At 67.6% G+C, this 15,663-nt stretch carries 14 protein-coding genes; 3 read left to right on the top strand and 11 right to left on the bottom strand.

Translation table 11 applies throughout. The features are described from left to right. Positions 1-236 precede the first annotated feature (236 nt). Positions 237-1,214 (bottom strand): 2-dehydropantoate 2-reductase, encoded by a 978-nt coding sequence (locus U9J39_RS13600; protein ID WP_116314584.1) that lies wholly within the window; start codon positions 1,212-1,214, stop codon positions 237-239. A 173-nt stretch (positions 1,215-1,387) separates the two neighbouring features. Between U9J39_RS13600 and U9J39_RS13595 the strand changes: the two genes are divergently transcribed. From U9J39_RS13595 to U9J39_RS13585, 3 genes are all read left to right on the top strand, one after another. Continuing rightward, positions 1,388-2,152 carry a TerC family protein gene (locus tag U9J39_RS13595; protein WP_115713017.1) on the top strand — a complete coding sequence of 255 codons (765 nt, stop codon included), beginning with the start codon at positions 1,388-1,390 and terminating at the stop codon, positions 2,150-2,152. A gap of 107 nt (positions 2,153-2,259) precedes the next feature. Then, positions 2,260-3,873, top strand: coding sequence for a glucan biosynthesis protein (locus U9J39_RS13590; RefSeq protein ID WP_326347291.1), 1,614 nt, complete (start codon positions 2,260-2,262; stop codon positions 3,871-3,873). A 128-nt stretch (positions 3,874-4,001) separates the two neighbouring features. Next, complete coding sequence (locus U9J39_RS13585) at positions 4,002-4,694, top strand: GntR family transcriptional regulator (protein ID WP_115682711.1); 693 nt, start codon at positions 4,002-4,004, stop codon at positions 4,692-4,694. 37 nt (positions 4,695-4,731) lie between these two features. On the opposite strand, the gene U9J39_RS13580 is transcribed toward U9J39_RS13585, so the two are convergent. The 10 genes from U9J39_RS13580 to U9J39_RS13535 all read right to left on the bottom strand — a co-directional run bounded on the left by U9J39_RS13580 (position 4,732) and on the right by U9J39_RS13535 (position 15,438). Next, on the bottom strand, positions 4,732-5,607 hold the full coding sequence (locus U9J39_RS13580) for an EamA family transporter (RefSeq protein WP_326347290.1): 876 nt from the start codon (positions 5,605-5,607) through the stop codon (positions 4,732-4,734). Positions 5,608-5,820: 213 nt separating this feature from the next. Beyond that, on the bottom strand, positions 5,821-6,006 hold the full coding sequence (locus U9J39_RS13575) for a hypothetical protein (protein WP_115713014.1): 186 nt from the start codon (positions 6,004-6,006) through the stop codon (positions 5,821-5,823). A 179-nt stretch (positions 6,007-6,185) separates the two neighbouring features. After that, positions 6,186-7,070, bottom strand: coding sequence for an SDR family NAD(P)-dependent oxidoreductase (locus U9J39_RS13570; RefSeq protein WP_326347288.1), 885 nt, complete (start codon positions 7,068-7,070; stop codon positions 6,186-6,188). Positions 7,071-7,158: 88 nt separating this feature from the next. Continuing rightward, positions 7,159-7,545 (bottom strand): hypothetical protein, encoded by a 387-nt coding sequence (locus tag U9J39_RS13565; RefSeq protein WP_326347287.1) that lies wholly within the window; start codon positions 7,543-7,545, stop codon positions 7,159-7,161. Between the two features lie 53 nt (positions 7,546-7,598). Further along, entirely contained in the window at positions 7,599-10,703 is a 3,105-nt protein-coding gene (locus U9J39_RS13560) for an efflux RND transporter permease subunit (protein ID WP_326347286.1), read from the bottom strand. 9 nt (positions 10,704-10,712) lie between these two features. Continuing rightward, a complete protein-coding gene (locus U9J39_RS13555) occupies positions 10,713-11,870 on the bottom strand; it encodes an efflux RND transporter periplasmic adaptor subunit (protein ID WP_326347317.1) in 1,158 nt (385 codons plus the stop codon). Then, positions 11,870-12,442, bottom strand: coding sequence for a hypothetical protein (locus tag U9J39_RS13550; protein WP_326347285.1), 573 nt, complete (start codon positions 12,440-12,442; stop codon positions 11,870-11,872). The genes U9J39_RS13555 and U9J39_RS13550 overlap by 1 nt, the downstream gene beginning before the upstream one ends. Further along, positions 12,439-13,656 carry a TolC family protein gene (locus U9J39_RS13545; RefSeq protein WP_326347284.1) on the bottom strand — a complete coding sequence of 406 codons (1,218 nt, stop codon included), beginning with the start codon at positions 13,654-13,656 and terminating at the stop codon, positions 12,439-12,441. Before U9J39_RS13545 ends, U9J39_RS13550 begins: the two co-directional genes overlap by 4 nt. Before the next feature lie 98 nt (positions 13,657-13,754). Then, positions 13,755-14,099 (bottom strand): hypothetical protein, encoded by a 345-nt coding sequence (locus tag U9J39_RS13540; protein ID WP_240070881.1) that lies wholly within the window; start codon positions 14,097-14,099, stop codon positions 13,755-13,757. A 172-nt stretch (positions 14,100-14,271) separates the two neighbouring features. Next, entirely contained in the window at positions 14,272-15,438 is a 1,167-nt protein-coding gene (locus tag U9J39_RS13535; protein ID WP_092310014.1) for an acyl-CoA dehydrogenase family protein, read from the bottom strand. Positions 15,439-15,663 lie beyond the last annotated feature (225 nt).

Genomic DNA, 15,663 nt, shown 5'->3' with positions numbered 1-15,663 from the left:
GCCGGAATGGCTGCCCGCCGCATTGCTGCACAGCTTAGCAAAAACGCCGGATCCATTATGAAAGCGCATCAAACGATGCGCGGTTCCTATGCATCGGCACAGAAGCGGTGCGCGGCCTGTCGTATATGGTATATCACAATCGCCCTGCCTTCGGACTTTGCAAGCCGGGCGTGCGTCACGTTGCCGCCCGGCTCGCGCTGCGGGGGAACGCCCGACCCGGCGGCGTCCCGTACTGCTCAGGCGGCGAGCTTCGCCATCGCATCGCGCTGCTTGATCAGCCCCAGCACGGCGTCGCACATCGGAGTCGGCGCACCCACCAGCCGCCCCATTTCCTGCACCACCGTCAGCAGCGGGTCGATTTCCATGGCCCGCCCCGCCTCCAGGTCCTGCAGCATCGAGGTCTTGTGCGCGCCGACGGCGCCGGCGCCGTTGATGCGCCGCTCCACGTCGACGCGGAACTTCACCCCGAAGCGCTCGGCGATGCCCTGCGCCTCCACCATCATCTGGCGCGACAGCGCGCGCGTGGCCGGATCGGCGGTAATGACATCCAGCGTGGCGTGGGTCAGCGCGCTGATCGGGTTGAAGCACAGGTTGCCCCACAGCTTGAGCCAGATCTCGTCGCGGATATTGTCGCGCACGGGAGCTTCCAGGTCGGCGGCCATCATCATTTCGCTGAGCCGGGTCACGCGCGCGGAGCGGCTGCCATCCGGCTCACCGAGCGGAAATTTCTTGCCGTAGACATGCTTGATCACGCCCGGCGCGATGATTTCCGCGGCCGGATAGACCACGCAGCCGATGGCCCGCTCCGGGCCCAGGCGTTGCCACTGGCGCCCGCCCGGATCGACGCTTTCCAGCGTGCGCCCGGCCAGGTCGCCGCCGTGCTTGTAAAAGTACCAGTAAGGAATGCCGTTGACGCCGGTCACGATCGCCGTTTCGGGACCCAGCAGCGGCTGCATCTGGTCTACGACCCCGGGCACCGAATGCGCCTTGAGGGTGATGAACACATAATCCTGGTGCCCGAGTTCATGCGGATCGCTGGTGCAGCGCACCCGAGCGACGCGCTCCTCGCCGTCGATCAGCAGCTTGACGCCGTGCTCCTGCATCGCCGCGAGGTGGGGTCCGCGCGCGACGAAGCTGACTTCTGCCCCAGCGCGCGCCATTTGCGCGCCGACATAGCCGCCGATCGCTCCGGCGCCGTAGATACAGATTTTCATGCTGCCTCCTTGATGGCTCGATTGGATCTTTTGATATATCACATACTATATTCCATGGCAGCACATGGCAACCTGCGCAGGTACGCTTTATCTTTATGTGACAGGCTGCGCGGCCAAGCGACGCTGCGCTAACATGAAGCCTGCATGCGCCCTCCCATCACTCCGGAGCCTTCATGGAAGCGACGTTGGCATTGCTGCAGGATCCCGCCGCCTGGGCGGCACTGGCCACGCTGGTGGCCATGGAAATCGTGCTTGGGATCGACAACCTGATCTTCATCTCGATCCTGACCAACAAGCTGCCGCTGGAGATGCGGGAGAAGGCCCGCAAGATCGGCATCAGCCTGGCGCTGCTGATGCGCCTGGGCCTGCTGGCTACCATTGCCTTCATCGTCACGCTGACCCAACCGGTCTTCAGCGTGCTGGGCCATGGCCTGTCCTGGCGCGACCTGATCCTGATCGGGGGCGGCGGCTTCCTGGTATGGAAGGCCACGCGCGAAATCCACCAGCACGTCAACGCCGCCGAAGAAGCCGCGGAAGGCGGCACGGCCACGGCAGTGCATAGCTTTGCCTCGGCCATCGGCCAGATCCTGGTGCTGGACCTGGTGTTTTCGATCGACAGCATCATCACCGCGGTGGGCATGACCGAACACGTGCAGATCATGTTCGTGGCCGTCATCGCGGCGGTGATGGCGATGCTGTTCGCGGCGACGCCGCTGGCCAACTTCATCAACCGCAATCCCACCATCGTGATGCTGGCGCTGGCGTTTCTGATGATGATCGGCATGACGCTGATCGCCGAAGGCCTCGGCACGCACGTGCCGAAGGGCTATATCTATACGGCGATGGCGTTCTCGGCGGCGGTCGAGGGGCTGAACATGCTGGCGCGGCAGCGGCGCCGCCAGCGCCGCGCCGCGAGCGAGGTGCGCGAGGTGCCGTGAGGCGCTGGCGCCACCCGCTGTAACAGAGGGTGTCCGAACTTTTCCGCGGCGGCGGCGTCTTTTACAGTTCTGCACAAACCCGGACAATAAAAGGACGCTTTCGCCACATGATGAATCGCCGAACCCTGCTGGTCTCTGCCACCGCCTCTGCGGCGCTTGCCGCCCTCGGCATTACCCCATCGGTACTGGCGGCCAGCCGGATCAAGCTAGGCGAGGCCCAGCCGTTTGGCTTCGACGCCCTGATCGAGCGCGCCCGCGCGCTGGCCGGCAAGCCTTACGCGCCGCCGCCCGCGCCACCGGCAGACGTGCTGTCCCGCATCGACTACGACGCCCACGGCAAGATCCGCTTCCGCACCGAGGACGCGCTCTTTGCCAGCGGCCCGGGCCAGTTCCCGGTCACGTTCTTCCACCTCGGCACCTACTTCCGCAGCCCGGTGCGCATGCATGTGATCGAGCGCGCCAAGGGCGGCACCGGCAAGGCGCGCGAGATCGTCTATGACGATGCCTACTTCGACATGCCGGCCGACAGCCCCGCGCACAAGCTGCCGCCGGGCAGTGGCTTTGCCGGCTTCCGATTCCAGGAAAGCCGCCTGGGCGAGCAGAAAACGCGCGACTGGCGCAAGAACGACTGGGTGGCCTTCCTCGGCGCCTCGTATTTCCGCGCCATCGGCGAGCTGTACCAGTATGGCCTGTCCGCGCGCGGCATCGCCATCGACGTCGCCGAAGCGGGCAAGCAGGAAGAATTCCCGGCCTTCACCCACTTCTGGTTCGAGACCCCCGAGGGCAACAGCGACACCGTCACGGTCTACGCGCTGCTGGACGGGCCCAGCATTTCCGGCGCCTACCGCTTCGTCATGCAGCGCGCCAAGGCCGTGATCATGGATGTCGAGTGCGTGCTGTTCCTGCGCAAGGACGTGGCGCGGCTTGGGCTGGCGCCGCTGACCTCGATGTACTGGTTCTCGGAAAGCATCAAGGGCACCGCCGTCGACTGGCGCCCCGAAGTGCACGACTCCGACGGCCTGGCGCTGTGGAACGGCGCCGGCGAGCATATCTGGCGCCCGCTCAACAACCCGCCGCAGACCACCGCCTCGGCCTTCTCCGACGACAACCCGAAGGGCTTCGGGCTGCTGCAGCGCGACCGGCTGTTCGACCACTACCAGGACGGCGTCAATTACGACCGCCGCCCCAGCCTGTGGGTGGAGCCGCGCGACGGCTGGGGCGCCGGCTCGGTGCAGCTGGTGGAGCTGCGCACCGACGACGAGATCCACGACAATATCGTCGCCATGTGGGTGCCGAAGGCGCCGGCCAAGGCCGGCAATACCTACCGCCTGCGCTACCGGCTGCACTGGGCGGCCGACGAGCCCTACCCGTCGCCGCTGGCGCGCTGCGTGGCCACGCGCCTGGGCAACGGCGGCCAGCCAGGCCAGCCGCGGCCCAAGGGCGTGCGCAAGTTCATGGTCGAGTTCAAGGGTGCGCCGCTGGAGAAACTGCCCTTCGGCGTCAAGCCCGAAGCCGTGCTGACCGCCTCGCGCGGCAGTTTTTCCTATGTCTTCACCGAAGCCGTGCCCAATGGCGTGGCCGGGCACTGGCGGGCCCAGTTCGACCTGACCACCGAGGGCGCCCAGCCGGTCGACCTGCGGCTGTTCCTGCGCCTGAACGGCAAGCCGCTGTCGGAAACCTGGCTGTACCAGTACCACCCGTTCCAGTCGCCGGCGGGCTGACGCCCCCGGCGGCGCGGGGCTGGCGCCGGGCCAGCCCTTTACCCCGTATTGCGACACCGTGATGTCAGGCGGGCGCGAGCGGGTATGATGGCTGGCTACGACAGTTACACCGCATCCGCCAGCCTCACATGATTGCTCAAGAGTTCAACGGCGCCGCCGACAGCGGCCAGGCTGCATCGCTCCCGCGCTCGGAGCGCGCCTACCAGCAGTTGCGCGCCGCCATCCAGGCCGGCCAGCTTTCCCCCGGCACCCGGCTGCGCGAGGTGGAACTGGCCGAATCGCTGGGGTTGTCGCGCACGCCGGTGCGTGAAGCGCTGTCCAGGCTGGAATCCGAGGGCCTGGTCGTCAACGAGCCCAACCGCGGCATGATGGTGACGCAGCTCGATGCCAGCATGGTCAGCGAGCTGTACGTGATGCGCGAAGTGCTGGAGGGCACCGCCGCCGCGCTGGCCGCGCGCCACGCCACCGACGTCGAGATCTCGCTGCTGCGCGATATCGTCGAGCGCGACCTCGCCATCGCCGACGATCCCGACCGGCTTGCACTGAACAACCGGCTGTTCCATGAGACCCTGCACCGCTGCGCCCACAACCGCTACCTGCTGAAGACGCTGCGCTCGCTGCACGAGTCCATGGCACTGCTCGGGCGCACCACGCTGGCGGTGCCGGGGCGTGCGCGCAGCTCGTACGAAGAACACATCTCGCTGGTGGAAGCGCTGGAACAGCGTGATCCGACGCTGGCCGAGCAGATCGCGCGCCGGCATATCCAGCAGGCCTACAAGGTCCGGCTGTCGCTGTGGATCCAGGAGCAGTCGGGCCGCTAGGCGGGATAGCGCAAGCGCCCGCGGCGGCGTGGCGCGCTCAGGCTGCCTGGGTTCGCGCCGCGCGCAGCGTGCCCAGGCTCAGCACCGTCAGCGCCACCAGGATCAGCACCACCGCGCCCAGCGTCTGCGGCGCGATCTGCTCGCCGCCCAGCCATGCGCCCATGGCCAGCGCCACCGGCGGGTTCACGTAGACATAGCTTGCTGCCAGGGTCTGGCTGACCGTCGAGACCAGGTACATGTACGCGGAGAAGGCTACCAGGGACCCCGCCACCACCAGGTAGACCCAGGCCCAGCCGGCCTGCGCGCTGACGGCAGACGGCCACGGCTCCTGCCGCAGCAGCGACAGCGCCATCAGCACCGCGCCGCCGATCACCATCTCCGCGGCAAACGCCGCCGCCCCCGGCGGCAGGTCGAGCCGGCGCGCCAGCTGCGAGCCGAAGGACCAGCTCGCCACCGCCAGCAACAGCGCCACCACGCCGCCGCTACTGACCTGGAATTCCGCGCCCGCGGTCAGCACCAGGATGCCGGCGCTGCCAATGGCGATCGCCACATACTCGAACCACTTCGGCCGGTTGCCGAAGCACGCCCCCCAGATCAGCGCGAAGATCGGCATCGACCCGATCATCACCGTGGTGGCGCCCGAAGAAATCGTCTGCTCGGCGATGGCAGTGAGTCCCATGCCGCCCACCAGCAGGAACAAAGCCGGCACCGCGCAATGTCGCAACTGCCGCACCGACGGCATCGGCGTGCCGCGCCATGCCAGCCACGCGCCCAGCAACAGGCCCGCGCACAGGAAGCGCGTGCCCATCATGAACAGCGGCGGAAAGCTCTCCAGCGTAAAGCGGATCGCCAGATAGGTCGTGCCCCAGACCACATAGGTGATCAGCAGGCACAGCAGCACAAGCGGGGACATGGGCGCACGGGACTCCGGAAAGGCATCCAAGATAGCCCTGTCCGCCGCGGCGGCAAAACGAAAAGCACTGGCAAGCCTTGTGAGAGTTGCTCACAAAGCACTCCAACGCCGCAGGCAAAGCAAAACCGGCCGCGTTCACCCGGGCGGGCGCACGTATGGCCGGTTCTTCAACGCAGCCCGGAAGGGCCGCAACTACCGTACTGCCGCCAGGGCTCAGCCGTTGGCGTAGACCACCTTGGCCTTGCGGGCCTGGCTTTGCAGGCGCTCGATCACCGACTGCACGGTGGCGATGGCGCGCTTCACGTCATGGGCGAAGCCCAGGCTTTGCGTGCCGAGCTCGCGCTCGATGAGGTGGCGTTCCAGTTGATCGGTCAGCTTGATATCGGATTGGGTGTTCATGGCGTCCTTCCTTTCGGGATTACCCTTATGGGGTTTTCCCTGATTGTAGCAAAAGAATTGACGCAATGCAGCATTAGGTGAAAGTACGTATGCTGGGACACCACAAGCTGTGCCGGATGAAATACTTCTCCGTGGATTGTGTGACGGGTAAGGCGAACGCTCGATCACCGGATCTGGCATCAAACCAGTCTTGTTCCTGTCACGCGGGCCAGTTCGCCCAACAACCGATCCTGGAATTTCGTGTTGCGGACGAGGGCGTGCGGCTCCTGCAGCCGCTGGTGGTACCAATACCCTCCGCTGGTTAGCGCCCGCGGATCGTTGCTGGTCGCCAGCCACTCCTGGGTCAGATGTCCCAGCCGAAGGTCGTCTGGCGCATTCGCACCACCCATCTTGGTGGGAACCCAGCCCGGATCGACTGCGTTGCTGTAGACGTCGGGCCACAACCGCGCCACGGCTGCCGCCAGGGTCGTGATGAAAAGCTTGCTCTCCGAATAGCCAGCTGTGCCGGTACGCCCGGACCAGTCGATGCGGTCAAGACTTACCCGGCCACCTTTGTGCATGCTGCTGCTCAGGTAGATCAGCCGCCTGGGGCGCCGGATCAGCGCCGTGAGCAGGTACGGCGCGACGACGTTGACCATCAGGACCTGGGGCCCTGACAGGATCCCCGCGTTGTGGATCACCGCGTCCATCGTGCCAATGGCGTTGACCTGCCGGGCCAGGTCCCGTGTCTGCTCCAAGTCGGAAAGGTCGCCGATGGTCGCGATGGCACCCTGCTCCACGAGCTCCCTGACGGCGGGCAGCCGCGCCTGGGAGCGAACGTGCACCACGACCTCATGCCCGTCGCCGAGCAGCGTCCGCGCCGCCGCATGACCGAGACCGTCGGACGAACCAGTGATGAAGATGCGGGCCTTACGTCCGCGGCTGCGTTGAACGGGTGTCGCGGCGGACCTTGCCGCGGGACTGGATGCGGGTTGCGCCAATGCAGCAGCGACGGTCAGCAACGGCGCCATGACCAGGCCCACACCCAGATACGCACCATTCAGAATGAGTTTGCGGCGGTCCATGGCGCCTCCTGCTCAGCATGAAGTTTTTTTGAAACAGGCGATTCTTTCAAATGTTACCAAGTAACGCAGCGAGTCAAGGGAGCGCCCGTCATTTCGCCACAAAGCGCGCCGTGACAGTCTTGCCGTCCGCAAACCGGATCGTCGCCACCAGCTTGGAGCCGGCCGTGAGTTGCAGCTTGTCGACCGCAACCAGCGCATTGTCCGCACTCGGGTTCAGCGCCGTTTCCGTCTTGCGGGTGCCGGTCAACACCGTCAGCTTGCCGCTGGCGCCGGCCACGGGCAGCTTCTTGTCATGGTCGTCGACATAAATCGTGACCGCGCCATCCCGGTTCACCAGTTCGAACTGCAGGTCGCTGGCGACCTGCACGATGCCGCCGTATTGCGCGGGCTTAGCGCCGTGCGCCAGGGCCACGCCGGAAAACCCGGACAGTGCGAGACTGCCGGCAAACACCATGGCCGAGATCTGTTTCTTCATCGTCTACTCCGTTGCTGCAGCGGCTTGCGGGCGCCGCTGCCAAAGCCCGTGAATCAGTAAGTGTCCTCCGGCTGCTGCGACAGGATGCGCTGCAGCGGGCGGCGCCCGAACAGCCAGAACGCCAGCGGCGTCAGCATGGAATCGAGCAGGGTCGAACTGACCAGCCCCCCAAAGATAACCACCGCGACCGGATGCAGGATCTCCTTGCCCGGCGCGTCGGCCGATACCAGCAAGGGCACCAGTGCGAACGCCGCCACCAGCGCGGTCATCAGCACCGGCGTCAGCCGCTCCAGCGAACCGCGCACGATCATCGGCATGCCGAAGGTCTCGCCTTCGAAGCGGCACAGGTTGATGTAGTGGCTGACCTTCAGGATGCCGTTGCGCGTGGCAATGCCGGTCAGCGTGATAAAGCCGACCATCGACGCCACCGACAGGCTCAGCCCCGCCAGCCACATCGCGATCACGCTGCCGATCAGGGCGAACGGTATATTGGCCATGATGACCAGCGTCAGGGTGGCGGAGCGATAGCGCGAGTAGAGCACCAGATAGATCAGCGCCAGCGACACCAGGGACAGCAGCACGATGCGGCGCGTGGCCTGCTCCTGCGCCTGGAACTGGCCCTCGATGCTGACGAAATAGCCACCGGGCAATCCGGCACGCGCCGCCGCTTCGCGCACCGCGCCGACGATCTGCGACATATCGGAGCCGTCGGTATTGGCATAGACCACGATGCGCCGCCGGCCGTTCTCGCGCCCGATCTGGTTGGGGCCATCGCCCTCCTCCACGCTGGCGATGGCCGACAACGGCACCGCGCCGCGCGGCGAGTCCAGCATGACCCGGGACAGGTCCTGCGGCGTACGGCCGCTATCGGGCAGGCGCACCACCAGGTCGTGGCGGCGCACGCCGTCGATCAGCTGCGTGACGCGCGTGCCGTCGGACAAGGTCTGCAGCGCCTTCAGCGCCTCGCCGGCAGGGATGCCGTACTGCGCGGCCTTGCGATAGTCGAGCCGCACATTGACCTGCGGAATCAGCACCTGGCGCTCGACCGTGATGTCGACCAAGCCGGGTATCGCCGCCAGGCGCCCACGCACGTTCTCCGCCAGGCCGCGCAGCGTATCGAGGTCGTCGCCATAGATCTTCAGCGCGATCTGCGCCCGCACGCCGGACAGCAGGTGATCCAGCCGATGCGAAATCGGCTGGCCGATCGCCACCGACGCAGGCAGCCCGGCCAGTTGCGCGCGGATCGCGGCCATGACCTGTTCCCGGCTGCGGCCGGAGGGCTTCAGGTCGATGTCGATCTCCGAGGCATGCACGCCTTCCGCGTGTTCGTCCAGTTCGGCGCGGCCGGTGCGGCGCCCGACGCGCGTCACTTCCGGCACTTGCCGGATCAGCGTTTCCGCGAGCGCGCCGATGCGGTTGGCTTCGGCCAGCGAGGTGCCGGGATTGAGCATCAGCGACATCACCATCGAGCCCTCGTTGAAGCCCGGCAGGAAGGCCCGCGGCATCCACGGCACGGTGGCGGCCGCCAGCACGACCGCGACGGCGGCCACGGCGAGCAACGCACGCGCGCGCGGGAACGACCAGTCCAGGATGCGGGCATCGGTGCGCTTGAGCCATGCCACCAGCGGACTGTCCGGATGGTCGAGCCGCTTCATCCGCGGCAGCAGGTAGTACGACAGCACCGGCGTCACCGTCATCGACACCAGCATCGACGCCAGGATCGACACGATGTAGGCGATCCCCAGCGGCGCGAACAGGCGCCCTTCGATCCCCGGCAGCGCAAACAGCGGCACGAACACCAGCACCACCACCAGCGTGGCATAGACGATGCCGGAGCGCACTTCGACCGAGGCGCGCCAGATGGTCTCCAGCACCGGCGGCGGGCTGTCCATGCCGGCACGCTGCCGCAGCCGGCGCTGGATATTCTCCACGTCGACGATGGCGTCGTCGACCAGTTCGCCGATGGCGATGGCCAGGCCCCCCAGCGTCATCACGTTGATCGACTGGCCCAGCAGGTGGAAGGCCAGCGCGGAGACGGCCAGCGACAGCGGGATCGCCACCAGGGAGATCGCGGTCGTGCGCGCGCTCAGCAGGAACGCGAACAGGATCACCGTCACCATGATGGCGCCATCGCGCAGCGCCTCGACCACGTTGCCGATCGAGGCCTCGATAAAGTCGGCCTGGCGGAACAGCACCTGCGGCGTGGACAGCCCCTGCGGCAACCCCTGCTTCAGTTCACCCAGCGCGGCTTCCAGGTCGCGCGTCAGGCGCACCGTGTCGGCGGCGGGCTGCTTCTGCACGCTGACGATCACCGCGGGCTTGCCGTTGAAGCCGGCGTCGCCGCGCTTGAGCGCAGCGGCGTAGCGTACCTGGGCTACCTGCTCCAGCAGCACCGGCACGCCGTCCTTGTAAGCAACCGCCAGGCCCTTGAGGTCGTCGAGCCGGTTGGTGCGGCCGAGATTGCGGATCAGGTATTCGCGGCCGTTGAGGTCGATGAAGCCGCCACTGGTATTGGCGGCGAAGTCGCGCAAGGCACCCTGCACCTGTGCCAGCGCCACGCCGAATTGCGCCATGCGCGCGGTATCGGGCTCGACCCGCAATTGCCGCACCTCGCCGCCGATCGGGATCACCTGCGACACGCCGGGCACCGACAGCAGCCGCGGCCGCAGCACGAAGTCGGCATACTCGCGCGCCTGCATCGGGCTGGCGCGCGCCGGATCGATCGGCAAGGCGATCAGCATGATCTCGCCCATGATCGACGAGACCGGACCAAGGACGGGCGTGAGCCCGCCCGGCAACTGCTCCTTCACCAGCGCCAGCCGTTCCGACACGAGCTGGCGGTTGCGGTAGATATCGCTGCCCCAGTCGAACTCCGCATAGACAATGGACAGGCCGACGCCGGACACCGAGCGCACCCGCGTGACGCCGGGCATGCCGTTGAGCGCGGTCTCGATCGGGAACGACACCAGCAGCTCGACTTCCTGCGGCGCCATGCCGCCCGCTTCGGTGATCACGGTCACCAGCGGCTTGTTCAGGTCCGGGAACACATCGACCGGCGTGCGCCATGCGGTGAGGCCGCCGTAGACCATCAGGATCAGCGCGAAGGCCAGTACCAGCAGCCGGTTGCCCAGGCTGGCGCGAACGGTCCAGTTAAACATGCGCGCCCCTCAGCGGATCTGGTTGATCAGCGCCGCGCCGGACACCACCACCCGGTTCTCCGGCGACAGTCCGCCGACCACGACCACGGTGCGCGCATCGAGCACGCGCGCCTCGACCGGCTGCGCGATAAAGCGCTGCGCGCCGGACTTGATCCACACCACCGGCAGGTTGCTGGCATTGCGCACCAGCGCCTCGCTCGGCAGCGCGATGCCGCGGACGGTATCGCTCAGCGTCGCGACCACGGTCACGGGCTGGCCGACGGCCAGCGGCACGTCGTTGCCGGTCAGCCGGAACGTCAGCGGCACCGCGCCTTTCTTCAGGCTGCGGCCGGCGCCAACGAATTCCAGCTTGGCGCCGGTGCCGCTGGCCAGGGCACCGCCCTGGATATGGCTGGCCAGCGAACTGTCCGCGCTGCTGGCCTCGATCAGCAGGCGGGCGGGATCGACCACCTCGTACAGCACGTCCCCGGCGGCAACCACCTGCCCTGCCAGCACATTGGCGCTGGCGATCACGCCGCTGGCCGGCGCGGTCAGCGTATCGGTCTGGTGCAGGCTCTTGCCGACCGCATCGCGCTGGCCGGACAGGCTCTGGACCTCGGCGCGGGCGGCTTCGATTTCCTTGCGCGGAATGCTGTCCGGCAGCGACTCCAGCCGCTGCAGCCGCTGCCGTGCCAGCTTCAGGCTGGCGCCCAGGTTGGCGAACTGTGCCTGCTGGTTGCCGATGTCGAAGGGCTCGCTCTTGTGGCGCAGCACGGCCAGCACCTGGCCCTTGGCGACACGCTGCCCCAGCACGGGAAAGCCGCCCGGCGGCGGTTCGATCCAGCCCGGGTGGCCCGCCTGCAGGCGCCCGCCCGCGTTCGGATCGATCGCCACGACGGCGTTCAGCTCCACCGTCACGGGGTGTACGGCCTGCTGCGGCATCGCAGTCCGTATGCCCATGCGGCGCTGTGCCAGCTTGGGCACCTGGACACTGCCGTCCGCCAGCCGGACGAGGCCGCCGCCGACCGGCACCGCGGCCGGTGCATCGAGGTGTTCGCCATTCGGGCCGTGCGCGCCGGGTCCGGCCAGCGCCGGCAAGGTTGACCAGGCGGTCAGCGCAATCACCAGGGTTGCGATATGGGTCGCGATATGGGTCGCGATATGGGTCGCGATATGGGTCGTCTTCATCACGCCATGCCTCCGTTCCTCTTGCCAGCGCGGCGCTTCACGCCCCAGGCCGCGGCTGCCGCAAGCAGCGCCGCAAGCAGGACCAGCCACGGCCAGCGCGCCTGCCACCACGCCAGGCCGTGGTCGTGTCCGTCCGCGGCAACGTTCAGGGTGCCCTCGATCAGGTCCGACTCATTGCCGGTGACGAGCGTAAACACCAGCGCATGCTGGCCGGGCTGGCGCAGCGCCAGCAGCAGCTTCTCGTCGGTAAAGGCATAGTCGCCGGCATCGGCATGCAGCTTGCCCTGGGCCTTGATGCCGTTGAACTCGACCTCGAGCGTGCCGTCGAGCACCGGCTCGTTGGTGACGTAGCGGTCGACCATGACCGAGAGTTCGTCCGTGGAGAGGGTGCCCACCAGTTCGAATGCTTCCGTATGGGCTTCGATGGTCGGCTGGGCGTGTGCCGCCGCGCCGGTGCCGGCGGGCGCGTCCAGGTGCTCGCCATTGGGGCCGTGCGCGCCGGGGCCGGCATGCGCCGCCGGCGCCGCGAGCGCGAGCGACAGGAACAGGGAAAGAAACAACTGGCGGATCATGGCAGGACTCCGAGCGCCTGGTTCAGGGTGGCAATGGCGATGCCGTGCCGGGCACGCTGGCGCACGAGGTCGGCCTCGGCTTCCAGCGCCTGGTTTTGTGCGCGCAGCACTTCCGGCAGGCCGATCTCGCCGGCATCGAAGGTCTTGCGCAGCAGCGCTGACCGTTCGGACAGCGTGGCGCTGCGCTCTTGCGTCAGGCTGAGCTGCTGCCCGGCCAGCCGCAGCGCGGCCTGCGCCGCGTCGATCTCGGCGCGCACCATGCGTTCGGTGCGCGCAAGTTCGGCCCGGGCTGTCATCAGCTCGGTCTGCGCGGCGGCTTCGCGCGGCAGGTTGCGCGCATCCGTGGCGAACGGGATCCTGACGAACAGGCCGACGGTCTGGTCGCCGGGCATGCCGCCGCCGGCCCGGTCGTTGCGGTACATCACGCCGACTTCCGGCGGGTCGCGGCGCGATTTGCGCAGGTAGCCCAGCTGGCGTTCGCTGCGCAGCACGGCCTGTTGCACCGCTTCCAGGCGTGGATGGCTCGCGGCCAGGCCGCCCGGGTCTCCCGGCGGCGCCGCCGCTTCGTCGTACCGCGACGGCAGCGCGGCAACGCCGGTGGCTTGCAGCAGCCGCGCGCTGGCCTCGACCACGCGCGCCTCGCTGTCGGCGAGCAGCCCCTGTGCCGCCAGGTGGTCCTGCTGCGCCAGCAGCAGGTCGGTGCGCGCCAGGTCGCCCGCATTGACGCGCCGGCGCACATCGTCGCGCAGCGACGCGGCGATCCCTGCGCGTCGACGCATCACCTCGCGCTCGCCTTCCGCGGCGGCCAGTTGCCAGACGCGCTCGCGGACTTCCGCGGCAAGATTCAGCCGCGCCAGCGCGACGCCGGCCTCGGCCTCGGCCGCCTGGGCGTCGGCCAGCTCGCCGCGTGCCGCGCGCTGGCCTGGCAGCCACACCGGCACGCCCAGCTGGACCTCGCTCTCGCGCACGCCGCGCTGCTCCGTCCAGCGGTCGTCACGGTGCAGCAGGCCGAGCGTGGGCGGCCCCGCGATCAGCGAATCAGCCTGGACCCGGCTGGCCGCCGCCTCCAGGCGCCGCCCCTCGGTGGCCTGGAAGGCGACGGAGCGCTCCCAGGCGGCATCGAACAGCGCGCGCAGGTCGGCCGGCGCGGGCTGGCCATGGGCCGCCGGCATCAGCAACGCCGACGCCACCACGGAGATGAAGAATTTATGCATGGAATCCCCAACGCAGATTGCGACAAGCAGGCAATGCGGCGGGGCGCGGCGCAAGGCATTGCGCCACGGCAGGCAATCAGCAGATCAGTGCCCCGCCGTCAGGCGGGCGCGTGAGGGGGGCGTAACGGGGGACTGGAGCCCGGGTCGGGGATGCGACTGCCGAGGAACGACGGCTCGCGCTGCGTCTGCAGCGTCAGCGGCGGCACCATGCCGGCTGGCAATGGCGCCTGGAAGTGGGTGCCGTAGTCGAAGTCGAGCTGGTGCGACGCGGAAGCCGCGGAATCGTCGAAGGCGATTTCGCCATCCTCATCATGGTGATGCGGAACGTGCTCGGCGTGCGCGGCCATGTGGTCCGGCGGGAAGCCGGCCGCGTGCGCGAGCTGCCGCTGCGCTGCGGCCAACGCCTGCAGCGGCAGGATCAGCATCAGGAGCAAGGCAATCATGCGCGACATAGGGCGGGATTCTACCCGAGCTGCCGGCAACCGAGTGAGACCGGGGCGCCGAATGCCGTAAGCGTCGCCCGAAACGGATTGCCGGCATGAGCAAGGTAGGCCGGGACGCCGTTCGCACCGGACAGGCGCGAAGGCAAGCCGGCCGGCCCTGATGCACTGCCGCTCAGAACGAGCGCGGCAGGCCCAGCACGTGTTCGGCGACGAAGGAGTAGATCAGGTTGGTCGAGATCGGCGCCACCTGGTACAGGCGCGTCTCGCGGAACTTGCGCTCGACATCGTATTCGCAGGCAAAGCCGAAGCCGCCGTGGAACTGCAGGCAGGCGTTGCCGGCCTCCCAACTGGCCTTGGCGGCCAGGTACTTGGCCATGTTGGCCTGGGCGCCCATGGACTCGTGCTTGTCGAACAGCTCGCACGCTTTCCAGCGCATCAGGTTGGCCGCCTCGAGTTCGATGAACGACTCGGCGATCGGGAACTGCACGCCCTGGTTCTGGCCGATGGGGCGGCCGAAGACTTCGCGCTCCTTCACGTACTTCGTCACCCGATCCATGAACCAGTAGCCGTCGCCGATGCACTCGGCGGCGATCAGCGTGCGCTCGGCATTCAGGCCATCGAGGATGTACTTGAAGCCCTTGCCCTCCTCGCCGATCAGGTTTTCCTCGGGAATCTCCAGGTCCTCGAAGAACAGTTCGTTGGTCTCGTGGTTGACCATGTTGGGGATGGGGCGCACCGTCAGGCCCTTCTTCTGCGCCTCGTGCAGGTCCACCATGAAGATCGACATGCCCTCGCTCTTCTTCCTGACCTCGGCCAGCGGCGTGGTGCGCGCCAGCAGGATCATGAAATCGCTGTGCTGCACGCGGCTGATCCATACCTTCTGGCCGTTGACGACGTAGCGGCCGTCCTTCTTCACCGCCGAAGTCTTGATCTTGGTGGTGTCGGTGCCGGTGGTGGGCTCGGTCACGCCCATCGACTGCAGGCGCCATTCGCCGGAGGCGATCTTGGGCAGGTACTTTTCCTTCTGCGCGGTTGAGCCGTGCCGCAGCAGCGTGCCCATGTTGTACATCTGGCCATGGCAGGCACCGGAATTGCCGCCGCAACGGTTGATCTCTTCCATGATGACCGAGGCTTCGGTCAGGCCCAGGCCGGAGCCGCCGTATTCCTGCGGAATCAGCGCTGCCAGCCAGCCCGCCGCGGTCAGCGCATTGACGAAGGCCTCGGGATAGGCGCGCTGTTCATCGACCTTGCGGAAATACTCGTCGGGAAACTCGGCGCACAGCGCACGGATGGCATCGCGGATTTCGTGGAAATTATTCGATAGGGTCTGTTCGATCATGGCGCTGCCTTGCGGTGGGTCTGTGTCTGTGGCGGTCGGGTACGTGGCGATCTATGCGCCGGCGTGGCGGATGGCCGACGCCGCGTGATAGCCGCCATGGTCGCGGCGTTCGGCCGGCGGGACAATCAGCCTTTCCGAAAGCGCTCCTTCCACGCGGCTTAAGTCCCGGGGCAGCCAGCGCCCGGCCGGCATTTTCGCCATCGCCGAAGCCGGCCATTGGCATTG

The organism is Cupriavidus sp. SS-3 (assembly GCF_035818815.1).
Taxonomy (GTDB): domain Bacteria; phylum Pseudomonadota; class Gammaproteobacteria; order Burkholderiales; family Burkholderiaceae; genus Cupriavidus; species Cupriavidus taiwanensis_C.
Note: the sequence above shows the minus strand (reverse complement) of the source record. Positions and strands in the feature narration are given on the sequence as shown.

What these genes read in the sequence shown, in the direction of transcription:
- U9J39_RS13600 (WP_116314584.1), bottom strand. Translation starts at nt 1,214, where the DNA reads ATGAAAATCTGTATCTACGGCGCCGGAGCGATCGGCGGCTATGTCGGC.
- U9J39_RS13595 (WP_115713017.1), top strand. Translation starts at nt 1,388, where the DNA reads ATGGAAGCGACGTTGGCATTGCTGCAGGATCCCGCCGCCTGGGCGGCA.
- U9J39_RS13590 (WP_326347291.1), top strand. Translation starts at nt 2,260, where the DNA reads ATGATGAATCGCCGAACCCTGCTGGTCTCTGCCACCGCCTCTGCGGCG.
- U9J39_RS13585 (WP_115682711.1), top strand. Translation starts at nt 4,002, where the DNA reads ATGATTGCTCAAGAGTTCAACGGCGCCGCCGACAGCGGCCAGGCTGCA.
- U9J39_RS13580 (WP_326347290.1), bottom strand. Translation starts at nt 5,607, where the DNA reads ATGTCCCCGCTTGTGCTGCTGTGCCTGCTGATCACCTATGTGGTCTGG.
- U9J39_RS13575 (WP_115713014.1), bottom strand. Translation starts at nt 6,006, where the DNA reads ATGAACACCCAATCCGATATCAAGCTGACCGATCAACTGGAACGCCAC.
- U9J39_RS13570 (WP_326347288.1), bottom strand. Translation starts at nt 7,070, where the DNA reads ATGGACCGCCGCAAACTCATTCTGAATGGTGCGTATCTGGGTGTGGGC.
- U9J39_RS13565 (WP_326347287.1), bottom strand. Translation starts at nt 7,545, where the DNA reads ATGAAGAAACAGATCTCGGCCATGGTGTTTGCCGGCAGTCTCGCACTG.
- U9J39_RS13560 (WP_326347286.1), bottom strand. Translation starts at nt 10,703, where the DNA reads ATGTTTAACTGGACCGTTCGCGCCAGCCTGGGCAACCGGCTGCTGGTA.
- U9J39_RS13555 (WP_326347317.1), bottom strand. Translation starts at nt 11,870, where the DNA reads ATGAAGACGACCCATATCGCGACCCATATCGCGACCCATATCGCGACC.
- U9J39_RS13550 (WP_326347285.1), bottom strand. Translation starts at nt 12,442, where the DNA reads ATGATCCGCCAGTTGTTTCTTTCCCTGTTCCTGTCGCTCGCGCTCGCG.
- U9J39_RS13545 (WP_326347284.1), bottom strand. Translation starts at nt 13,656, where the DNA reads ATGCATAAATTCTTCATCTCCGTGGTGGCGTCGGCGTTGCTGATGCCG.
- U9J39_RS13540 (WP_240070881.1), bottom strand. Translation starts at nt 14,099, where the DNA reads ATGATTGCCTTGCTCCTGATGCTGATCCTGCCGCTGCAGGCGTTGGCC.
- U9J39_RS13535 (WP_092310014.1), bottom strand. Translation starts at nt 15,438, where the DNA reads ATGATCGAACAGACCCTATCGAATAATTTCCACGAAATCCGCGATGCC.